Here is an 11,712-nt window from a genome sequence, read left to right as displayed (position 1 = left end):
CCACACAGATAGCAGAAATATTAGTTAGCACAAAAAGAAACAATACATTTAATAATAATGAAATTACTTTTGTATGTTACATGTTATCCCCCGATAATGTGTAAGAACACTCTCGAACTTGCTTGGCGGCTACAGAGAAGTGTTTACGGATACATTGTTTTTTAAGATCACATGAACATAACCTTGTTATTAGTTCATGCTTAATGCGCTGGCTGGAACTCTAAAATAGGAATATATTTTATTGAACCACCCATACTATTATTATTTAATTGTATATACTAAGTAACTAAGTGTATAATTCAAACATATATACTCCTTTTTACTAATAGTAATTTGTATATACATATGTAAATACTAGTAGTAAAGAATCATATAAAATAAAGGCACTTTTCAGGAAAAGTGCCAATTTCTAGTTTAGAATTGCCTCCTCATCCAGAATCCTATATATAAATCCAAGCGCCCCCAGAACAAATACAGAAGCAAGGATATCAGAACTTGAGAATGACGGATTCATACTATTGTCGTTGTTTACAGTATCCTGCACTGGTGTGCCGTAGTCTGTTTCTGAACCCGCAGCAACACAGGTTAGTGCTGCCATCAATAATATGCTAAGTACTAATATCGATTTTATTTTTATTTGCATGTTATCCCCCGATAACGTTTGATGACACTCCCTATTCTTGCTTGGCGGCTTTTTGGGAGTGTCTTATTTTCTCTGGTCTTATACCCTGTTTAATTATTAATTAAAAAAACAGGTGCAGAAGCACCTAAAACGGTTTCATATTTTCCTCCTCTTCCAGAATCCCAGATATATGGCTCCAACGGCTCCCAATACGAATACTGATGCAACGACATCTGAACTAGAGAATGAGAGACTGCTTGTAGTGTCTGCATTATTCACCGATTCAGGAGTCATCTCATAACCTTCTACATAGTCATCCGGCGTGGATTTTGAGCCTTCCTCTAAAGGCTGTACTGTATCTATTCCAGCACCACCTGATTCAGATGTTGAGCTCTGGTTGGCTGCTGCTTCAGCAAGCATTGCTCTTTGGATAGAATTTAGAGAATCATCTTTTGTTTTTACTGAAGTGATATCAGTCTGTTGCACCTGAGTGTCTTCCCTGAAGGTAGCCTCATACATCGCTTTCTTGTATGCTTCCTGCATTTCAAGACTGACTCCTGCTGCCTGCATCTGACCCTGTACAAAGTCATCAAGCAGTGCATTTCCACAAGTGTGATGGCAGCATGTAACTCCATAATCAACTACTGATTCAACATAGCGCTTGATAATGTCATTCAAGATGGCATCTGAAGGATCCCAGTTTCCTTTAAGGGCTGTGTTAGCCATAGTTGCAAGTGCAGCATTATATGCGTATGGATTATTCGCCTGCATCCAGTTGCTGAGCTCTGCATCATTAATGTATGTATCATATACGCTATTCCATACATCATCACTGATAATGTCTGGATTGAGTGCTTCCCATCCCCAGAGATTATCAATGAACTCTGACATTTCACGTGCACCTTCAAAGCCACTTAACTGCATTCCTGCTATCCATGATGGATTCAGGTACCTTGCGTAAAGTTCGTTTGTGAGGTATGTCTGAAGTGTCTGTATTTCTGCATCATTGAGATACCGCAGGTTCACTACATAGGTATCCGGGTCGGTGCCACTAATATATTTAATAGCATTGTACAGTCCACCCATGTACTGGTAGAAGTCATCCGTATCAAGAGAACCATAAGTACTGGAACTTCTGCTGTGGAATATTGCTGCAGTTCCGTTTAGGTTGTTCTCAAAGACAGCTGTATTGTCTATTTCAACAACACGACCGGTCTGCTGCTTGATGTATTCGGCTATTGTCTGACCCGTGATATTTTCTCCATAGATGTAGCACATCTTGTTTATGTAGAGCTCTGCAAGTTCAGATGTATTTTCCCATGTATCACTGGAATCCACTGCGTTTGCCATTCCGGTTCCATAAGCATCTGGCGCAGGTCCGAATATCCTGAACTGAGCAACATCAAGGGATAATGTCTCATTTTCTATGGATTCATCGAAAATGAGTTTTAGTTCATCAGCGCTCTGTTTAACATAGTTTGGACAATCTGCAGTTTCTTCCTGCTCATAAGCAAGCCTTACAGCCCGATCAAGAAGTACAATCTTTCCAGGGAAAGTATCCCTGTAAAGACCTGATATCTGTACAACCACATCAATACGTGGTCTTCCCAAATCAGACGAATTTATCGCAGTTATTCCTGCAACTTCTCCGTCGTCCCATTCCGGCTTTATACCCATCAGGTAGAGTATCTGTGCTTCCATTACTCCTTCATGACGTGTGGTTTCACCAGCCCAGAGTATATATCCTACTTTTGTAGGGTATTCTCCGTTTTCAGCATAGTATTCTGCAAGCCATTTGTCGATAAGCTCTACAGCATTGTCCCATGCCTCTTCTGAAGGTATAAGATTTTCATCAAAGGAATAGAAATTTCTTCCGGATGGCAGTGTCCCTGGTTTCTGCACAGGATCTCCACCAAGGTTTCCTTCGATGTATTCACCATCCATCGCATTCAGAACCTGCTGCACTTCGTTATCAGCTTCTCCAAGTAATTCAGCATATTTAATGGATGTATTTAATTTTTCATCAATTTCAGCCACGGAGGTTCCAAGTATCTGAAGCTGGGCATCTGTTGTGGGCATGTTCTCAAGTAATACAAGAGTTAACAGGTCTGTTGATGCACTATCAGATGTATTGTGCATTTCAACAAGTTCTGAAAAATTATTACCCAGCATGGAGTTGACCATTCCCACAAGTTCGTCACCTTCAGGAGCTTCACCAAGTACATGCAGTCCATATGGCATTGACAGGCTCTTAAGTTCTATAAGTACATCATCCACTTCTTCAAGGAAATCATCAATTGTGTCGTCATTTTCTGCCAGGCTCATATTTACCTGCTCATCAAGTCCGAGCGCAATTGTGAGGTTTACAATATCATCGAAGTGAGCCTTTTTGTATTCATCTTCTGAAACATATGTCTTGTATATTGTGATTTCACTGCTGAGTGTTGCATAATCACCATACAGACCGGCGGATATTACAGGAGGTATAAGGTGATCAATGATTACCGCATTACCTCTGCGTTTTGCCTGTATTCCTTCTCCCAGTCCATCCATTACATATGGATAGATCACAGGTATATCACCAACCATAAGTGCGGGCCACTCTTCACTCAGAAGACCAAATTCCTTTCCAGGAAGCCATTCAACAGTTCCATGTCTTCCCATGTTGACCATTACATCTGCATCGAATTCATGTTGCAACCAGAGATAGAACGCAATATACTGGTGATGTGGTGCCAGTTCTGTGTCATGGTAGAGAACTTCATTGTCCTGTAACCAGCCTCTTGTTGGCTGTGGTGCAAGTATCACATTGTCACTGATATTTATCTTTGGGATCACGATGAATTTATCACCATTTTCATCGGTGTAAACCATTATCTCTCCTGGTGCTTCACCCCATGTTTCAGTAACTTCTTCCCTTCTTTCATCCGGAAGTTCGTTAAACCATGAAAGATAGGTGCTTTCAGGAATAAGTTCAACTTCACCGGTTTCTACAAGTGCTTCAAGTTCTCCCGGTGCCCATGTTCCAACATTTCTTCCCTGATAGGTAATAAGATCAACAAGTTCGGTCTTGTTCGGAATCATGCTACTGTCTATATCATATCCTTCAGCTTCCATTCCTTCAAGAAGGTTTACGATACTTGGCATGACCTCAAGATATGATGCGCCTATGTTGTCTTTTCCACCGCCGTGGTTGTAGTAGATAATTACAACTTTCTTATCAGATTCATCCTCCAGCCCTAGATTTGCCTGTGCAATAGCACGATCTGTGAGCCAGTCAATCTGTTCATCCACGGCAATATATGCAGTAGTGTTGGCAACCTGTATTGTTTCTGTAGCTCCAATCATAATCGGATCAATAAGTCCGTATGATTCAGGTCTGTAGATCCTGTCCATCCTTGCAATAGCAAGTGGTGTGCTTGAATTTGCCCATTCTGAAGCATTCATGCTCGGGTTGAGAATGGCATCTATAACAGGTACATTCATTTCTTCAAGATCAAAGTAATTTCCACGGTAATTGAACGAAACAACAGCATCTACTTTTGTTTCTTCACTGTAGTTAAAATATGAATCAATGGATGTATCAGGGTCTCCGAAACAAGCTATCACATTTGCTCCTTTTTCCTCAAAGCTTGCTATTAGCTTGTCTACAGCATCGATATCATCAAGATAGTATGAACGGTAGAATGTTATGCCTATAGTTGGAGCATTTTCATCGAATGCATGACCATCTGTCCTGCTAGCATACCACTCAAAGTATTCTTCGGTATCAAGCATCATGTATTCAGGAACTTTATCTGCTATTGCAGAGTGGTATATGGCCGATGACACATAGTCAGCAGCTTCAACGGTAAGATCCTCACGTCCGTAATATTCCTTTGCCAGATAAAACATGAGATTGTCAAGGTTTGTGTCATCGATTGCAGTTCCTGTCCAGTATTCATATAGATGGGCTTTGAATTCTTCAGTATCGTTACCAAAGCTTGAAGGGATTGCATAATCACTTTCTGGCAGATCCGTGTTTTTACCGATAACGACTGCTCCATTGTCTATAGCAAATTGGACCTGTTCCTCAAATTCAGAAGCTGTCTGCGTAACCATCACAATATAGATAATATCCGTATGGTTGAAATCGATATCATCTGGCAGGTCATCAGTAATATAGTAGCTAGCTGCGATATTATATGTTGAATTTGAGTTAATTCTCTGAGCAAAATTGGCAAGCTGTGTCTTATATGATGAGTATCCCGTTATAAAGGAGACATTCAGATGAGGTTCATTGGACACTGCAACTGTGCGCTTTCTCATGAGTATAACGTCACTGAGCTTGTCATCCAGGTTCTTTCCAATGGTCTTACCAGATATTGTTGTTCTGTCAAGCAATGCAAATATAGCATCGTGGTCAATAGTCTCATAGTTCTTTCTCATTGAGAGGTTGCCAACATCAACTGGCTGAGCATACTCTACTGTGACATCTGTGACATTCGTAAGCCACATGCCTGGTGCCATTGCTGTACTCCAGTTCACGGCTGACACTGTATATTCCCCATTTCTGATACCTGTGAACAGGAATTCACCATCCTCATTACATGTTGTATTAGCAACATACTCTCCGAACTGGTTGGTGAGTAACACAGTGGATACCTTGTTATCCAGGTTCTTTCCGATAGTCTTACCTGAGATGTTGGTTTCATTCAACATTGAAAGAATTGCATCGTGGTCAATAGTCTCATAGTTCTTTCTCATTGAGAGGTTGCCAACATCAACTGGCTGAGCATACTCTACTGTGACATCTGTGACATTCGTAAGCCACATGCCTGGTGCCATTGCTGTACTCCAATTCACGGCTGACACTGTATATTCCCCATTTCTGATACCTGTGAACAGGAATTCACCATCCTCATTACATGTTGTATTAGCAACATACTCTCCGAACTGGTTGGTGAGTAACACAGTGGATATCTTATTATCCAGATTCTTTCCGATCGTCTTACCTGAGATGCTGGTATTATTCAACATTGAGAGGATATCATCGTGGTCAATAGTCTCATAGTTCTTTCTCATTGAGAGATTGCCAACATCAACCGGTAGTCCATCCTCCACGGTGACATCTGTGACATTTGTAAGCCACATACCTGGTGCCATTGCTGTACTCCAGTTAATAGCTGCAATCCTGTATTCGCCATTAGGCACATCTGCAAAACTGAACTCTCCTAGATTGTTACAACTGGTGCTAAGGAAAAACTCGTATACCGATCCATAGCTGTCACTGGAATTGCTGGATGCATTGACAGTGATGAAATCTGACTTTATCTCCGCGTCGCTACCAGCCGTGTTTGTTACAGTAAGCTCTACAGTAAAAGTTCCATCACTAAGATATGTATGTGATGGATTCTGATCGGTTGAGTTACTTCCGTCACCGAAATCCCAGAACCATGATTCTGCATTTGATGACTCATCTGTGAATTGTACTGATAATGGATTTTCACCTGAAGTCTGGTTTGCTGAAAAATCTGCAACTGGGAGTGATTGAACTAATCTGTGTTCAAGCAATAAGATAGTACATGCCTTATTGAACTCTCTGTTCATTCCAGAGGAGTAATAGTAAGCGCGGCCCGAAATATCTGAGAGGCTCAAAAGTGAACAGATCTTTTTGTATTCTGTGAGGTCACTACTGTCAAGTGAAATATCAAAATCCGAAACATCATTGTTGTTGACTGTAACAGGTATTTGTTCCTTATAGTAGATCAGACCACTTTTAGAACTATTGGTTTCGTTGACAGCAATTAGTGTGTAATTGCCATTTGGAACGTCAGTAAACAGATAATTACCAGAACTGTCACTGGTTGTATTTTTAACCAGTTCCTGTGTTACTGGATTAAGCATCACAATAGTACATGCCTTATTGAACTCTCTGTTCATTCCAGAGGAGTAATAGTAAGCACGGCCGGAGATGTTTGAGCGGACCAAAAGTGAACAGATATCTTCGTATTCTGTGAGATCACTACTGTCAAGTGAAATATCAAAATCGGAAAGATCACTGTTGTTAACTGAAACGTCTATTTCTTTCTTATAGTAAATTAGACCACTTTTAGAACTATTGGTTTCGTTGACAGCAATTAGTGTGTAATTACCGTTTGGAATGCCAGTAAATAGATAATTACCAAGGGAATCACTGGTGGTACTGAGGAATAACTTGAATGTCGTATCATAATTTGGTATAATGATGGGGTCGGGTAGTTGAACTATAATCAGGTCCGTCTTTGTCTCTACATCGCTACCTTCTGAATTTGTTACCGTAAGTTCTACAGTAAAAGTACCCTCGCTAAGATAAGTATGCGATGGATTCTTATCGGTTGAATTGCTTCCATCACCAAAATCCCAGAACCATGATTCAGCATTTAATGACTGATCTGTGAACTGAATTGATAATGGAGTTTCTCCTGAGGTCTTGTCTATTGAAAAACCGGCTATCGGGAGAAGATATATAGATTTTGGCTTAAGGAGTACAATAGTACATGCCTTATTGAACTCTCTGTTCATTCCAGAGGAGTAATAGTAAGCACGGCCGGAAATGTCTGAGAGGCTCAAAAGTGAACAGATCTCTTTGTATTCTGTGAGGTCACTACTATCAAGTGAGAGATCAAAATCGGAAAGATCACTGTTGTTGACTGTAACAGGTATTTGTTCCTTATAGTAGATTAGACCACTCTTGGAACTATTGGTTTCGTTGACAGCAATTAGTGTGTAATTGCCATTTGGAACGTCAGTAAACAGATAATTACCAAGGGAATCACTGGTTGTATTTTTCACCAGTTCCTGTGTCACTGGATCAAGCATTACGATAGTACATGCCTTATTGAACTCTCTGTTCATTCCAGAGGAGTAATAGTAAGCACGGCCGGAAATGTTTGAGTGGTCCAAAAGCGAACAGATATCTTCGTATTCTGTGAGGTCACTACTGTCAAGTGAAATATCAAAATCCGAAACATCATTGTTGTTAACTGAAACGTCTATTTCTTTCTTATAGTAAATTAGACCACTTTTGGAACTATTGGTTTCGTTGACAGCAATTAGTGTGTAATTACCATTTGGAATGTCAGTTAACAGATAATTACCAGAACTGTCACTGGTTGTATTTTTAACCAGTTCCTGTGTTACTGGATCAAGCATTACGATAGTACATGCCTTATTGAACTCTCTGTTCATTCCAGAGGAGTAATAGTAAGCACGGCCGGAAATGTTTGAGCGATCCAAAAGTGAACAGATATCTTCATATTCTGTGAGGTCACTACTATCAAGTGAGAGATCAAAATCGGAAAGATCGCTGTTGTTAACTGAAACGACTATTTCTTTCTTATAGTAAATTAGACCACTTTTAGAACTATTGGTTTCGTTGACAGCAATTAGTGTGTAATTACCATTTGAGATGTCTTCAAAAATAAAGTTACCATTACTATTTGATTCTATGTTTGATACAAGCTCGAACTGACTCAAATCCAATGCCATTGCATTAGCTGAGAGCATAACTATACATAAAAGAAAGACCAAAAATGTCTTTCCTACGATTTTAAACCAATTCCTATCTTTTACTATCATATCGACCACCATCTTGTATGTTCAATTTATTTTGTGTATACCACCCATGTTACACCTAAATAAATAATATTTAAGTTAAAACCACCCTACTTGATTTAATATAAGAAAAAAATTAACCGGAAGTAGTAGTTTCTACCTCCTCTTCACCAGCATCCTCTTCTTCAGGTACGTAAACAACTCTTCCGTCAGCAAGTTTGTAGGCAGTTCCCAGTGCTTCACCCTGACCACCACCAATCTGATCGGTCATATTCAAAACTTCGATGGGTTTACCTTCTTCCTTAATGATAATCTGCATATCCTTCTGACCAGGGTTTTTCACAAGAGTAATATCCTCTGTAGGACTGAGAAGTTCAGGCATCTGGTAGGACATAACAAGTGCCACAAGTAATGCAACTGAGAAAACCATGGCAATATCAAAAAGGTTGGCAACCCCTGTAAGAGGGTTCTGTTCATCCTCATTATTAATGAGTCCTGTTCGTCTGTGTCGCCTTGCACTTCTCTTGGTCACTCCTCAACCTCCAGCGTGTCAAGGATATAATCTATATCAGCCATATCCTGCCAGTACCATCTTTTCCTGATCTGGGTGAGAACATAACCAATAGTTCCTGCAAAAAGTCCGATAACGGTTGTAGCGAAAGCAATCATAAGATTGTTTGCAAGCTGGACAATATCACCCTGTGAAAGACCGATAAGTGCCGGACCCAGCGGGATAAGTGTACCCATAAGACCAAGCATTGGTGAGATTGTTGCAACGATCCTGGTCTGTTCCAGCCTCTTTGCCATCCTGATCTCATATTCCTGAGAAAGCCATTCAATGGCTGGAAGCATGTTCTTTTCAAGATGACCAGCTGCAGATTCTGCAAAGCTCATGACCATAAAGTTCTGCTTGAGATTGCGAAGTGACTTTGCAGCTTTTTCAAATTCCTGAGAACTGATCTGTTCTCTGACAGCATTGCAGCAAAGTTCAAGGTTTTCAATATCTCTGTGCCTTTTTGCATATTCTGAGAGGAATTCCCCTATGAGCATCAAAGAAAATACCACAAGTAATATGAGAATAATAATTACCGGGTACAGCAATGATGCTGAAAATGTATATAATATACCAAACAACGAAGAAGTTGCATCCATTTTTATTGACCTCTTATGCTATTGAGCGCATAGCCCCCAATAATGAATATTGATAATACCAACAGCGGAACTATATCGAAATCGCCACCACAGTCCATTACCATGCTGAGTTTCTTTGCCTTGATGTAAGCGGGAACTATCATTGCTCCGAGAAGATAGAATAACCCGAGGAACATCATTGCAGTTCCAAGATCCTCAGGTGTGCGTTTCATTTTCCTGAAGACAAATGTTGATGATATTACTGAAATGAAGAATACAAGTCCTACAAGAATCCCGACCTTCCATCCGCTTACTTCAAGGGTTGAAGCAAGTATCATGCAGGATACAAAAAGAGCTGTAAGACATACAGGACAGGGAACTGAAATTACAAGGAATGTCTTTTTTGAGACATCATGTCCACAGTTCCATTTTTTCTGCGTGTAGACGCCTGCAGCAATAAGAAGCAGTGCAATGAATACATGTAATGTCATTCCAAGATTAGAGATTTTTTCAAGATATGACTGGTCTACCATTTCCACAAGGCTTCCAAGTATGACGGAGATAAGAAAATAACCACTTGCAAGTATCAGTACATCTTTTTTCTTTACAGTCGAAAAGCCACACCCTACTCCGGTCTTTAGTCCGAAGATAGAGATGCCTATCAGTATGCCGATCACGGCTGCATATACGTAGCTCATAATATCCCCCTACTAATTGATAGTATGTATCAACAACAACCTAAGTATCCAAAATTATTCAATAAATTGTATCTACAATTCATTCATGGAACTTATTGTTATAATTACTGTTGTTTGTTTAAAGACTAATATATGCAAACATAGTACATATTATTAAACCTTTCGGATTGCCCCCTATGAAAAAAGAGAATCAAGAGATACAAAAATTCACGACGTACCACCGGAGCATGTATAATAAAAATATAATAAATTGTTACGAATTAAATAACTCAAAATCAGCTAGCTCTACCCGGATCAAAGCAAGATAGAAATTAGCATAAAACGATATCTGCAAAATATATATATATAATACTGAACCGGAAAATGCTTTCAGATACACAGCAATTATACAGCATATCAAAAAGTAGAAAAGAAAACAAAAAAAGGCAACCCTATGGGTTGCAAAAAAGTAGATTATTTCTTGAACTCGGTGTATCCACACTTTCCGCATGCACGTCTGTCCTTGTGCTCTGAGAGGAAAACTCCCTCTCCACAGCGTGGGCAGGACTGGTGTGTGCGCTCGATGGAATCGCCGTTTACCTTATAGTAGTCTTTTGCTGCCATTATTATTCCTCTGCGGCCTCATCTTCAGCAACTTCTGGCTCCGGGAGCTTGTTCCTTTCAAGAACATATGCTTCCTCGATCTGATTCATGCGAGCTGCATCTTCATAGATCTTGATATATGCCTCAACTTCCTGCTTACCGAACTCGTTGTTCATCTTCTGTACGATAACAAGTTCCAGTGGTGCATTGAGCATAGCTGCTATTTTAGCTTTAACATCGTTCCTTGATGGTGTTGCACCATCAAATGTAACTGCAAGGTTTAATTCACGCCTGTTAAGGAGTGCATTATTTTTCTCTTTAATGATTTTGATGTCCATTCAGTTTCCTCCGAATAGTTTCTATATCCTGATTACAGAAGTTCTGTTCGTCAAGTATTGCCGTTAACAGATCCTCCATTTGTTCCTTCTTATCTGATGTTATCTTAACAAGTACGACACCTTCATCCGGCTGTCCGTAAAGGACAGCTGAACCTTCCGGTGCCATAAGAATTGCAGGTACAGCCGCAAGGTCCTCCTCGCCGCGCACAAATATCCTGACATTTTCATCTGATTTCAGCGCATTTCCTACAGCATCTATCAGATCTTCGGTTATGACCCCTGCTGGATTGTCAACGGATATTTCGGTGAACCCCTTATGCTTGGTACCCACCACGACCCGATCTGAAGCCGGACCGCGTTTTGTTCGGTCATCCACTATAAGGATGTCCGGAATAATTCCATGATTGAGCAAGTGGAAGGTAGTAACATCACCCACGGATATAAGTTTTGTGGGACTACCAAGATCCACTGAAAGTTTTTCAATGGTATCGGCACCTTTTCCTCTGTAAAGATGTCCGAATATTTCCCGAAAACGTGGACGCAGTGTCTCGGGCAAAGTAAGCTCAAGGCCCAATTAGCGCACCTTCAACGCATATCTGTCCGGGACCTTCACATCAATTTTCTTTGCAATTTCCGAGCGTTCCGGATCGATGATAATTACCATACCGCTCCAATCAGCACTGAGATTACTTGAACCGCAAATGGGACATGTCTGCCCATTAATGATCCTGTGGCATTCCCTACAAACCTGTTCACTCATCTAAAG

9 protein-coding genes are annotated in these 11,712 nt (G+C 40.3%); all 9 read right to left on the bottom strand.

Annotated elements, in window-relative coordinates; all coding sequences use genetic code 11:
* Positions 1–409: 409 nt before the first annotated feature.
* The 9 genes from FKV42_RS02875 to spt4 all read right to left on the bottom strand — a co-directional run bounded on the left by FKV42_RS02875 (position 410) and on the right by spt4 (position 11,706).
* Positions 410–598 (bottom strand): hypothetical protein, encoded by a 189-nt coding sequence (locus tag FKV42_RS02875; protein WP_154808742.1) that lies wholly within the window; start codon positions 596–598, stop codon positions 410–412.
* A gap of 180 nt (positions 599–778) precedes the next feature.
* A complete protein-coding gene (gene cobN, locus FKV42_RS02870) occupies positions 779–8,221 on the bottom strand; it encodes a cobaltochelatase subunit CobN (RefSeq protein ID WP_196214027.1) in 7,443 nt (2,480 codons plus the stop codon).
* Positions 8,222–8,333: 112 nt separating this feature from the next.
* Positions 8,334–8,729: a DUF2149 domain-containing protein gene (locus tag FKV42_RS02865; RefSeq protein ID WP_154808740.1), complete on the bottom strand. Its 396-nt coding sequence runs from the start codon at positions 8,727–8,729 to the stop codon at positions 8,334–8,336.
* Complete coding sequence (locus tag FKV42_RS02860) at positions 8,726–9,349, bottom strand: MotA/TolQ/ExbB proton channel family protein (RefSeq protein ID WP_154808739.1); 624 nt, start codon at positions 9,347–9,349, stop codon at positions 8,726–8,728. Before FKV42_RS02860 ends, FKV42_RS02865 begins: the two co-directional genes overlap by 4 nt.
* Before the next feature lie 2 nt (positions 9,350–9,351).
* A complete protein-coding gene (locus tag FKV42_RS02855) occupies positions 9,352–10,026 on the bottom strand; it encodes a DUF2162 domain-containing protein (protein ID WP_154808738.1) in 675 nt (224 codons plus the stop codon).
* 453 nt (positions 10,027–10,479) lie between these two features.
* Positions 10,480–10,629 (bottom strand): 30S ribosomal protein S27ae, encoded by a 150-nt coding sequence (locus FKV42_RS02850; RefSeq protein WP_154808737.1) that lies wholly within the window; start codon positions 10,627–10,629, stop codon positions 10,480–10,482.
* Positions 10,630–10,631: 2 nt separating this feature from the next.
* A complete protein-coding gene (locus FKV42_RS02845) occupies positions 10,632–10,946 on the bottom strand; it encodes a 30S ribosomal protein S24e (RefSeq protein WP_154808736.1) in 315 nt (104 codons plus the stop codon).
* Entirely contained in the window at positions 10,927–11,520 is a 594-nt protein-coding gene (locus tag FKV42_RS02840) for a GTP-dependent dephospho-CoA kinase family protein (protein ID WP_154808735.1), read from the bottom strand. Before FKV42_RS02840 ends, FKV42_RS02845 begins: the two co-directional genes overlap by 20 nt.
* A complete protein-coding gene (spt4, locus tag FKV42_RS02835) occupies positions 11,521–11,706 on the bottom strand; it encodes a transcription elongation factor subunit Spt4 (protein WP_023846141.1) in 186 nt (61 codons plus the stop codon).
* Between the last annotated feature and the right edge of the window lie 6 nt (positions 11,707–11,712).

The organism is Methanolobus vulcani, assembly GCF_006546655.1.
GTDB lineage: Archaea > Halobacteriota > Methanosarcinia > Methanosarcinales > Methanosarcinaceae > Methanolobus > Methanolobus vulcani_A.
This window is presented reverse-complemented; position numbering and strand designations above follow the sequence as displayed.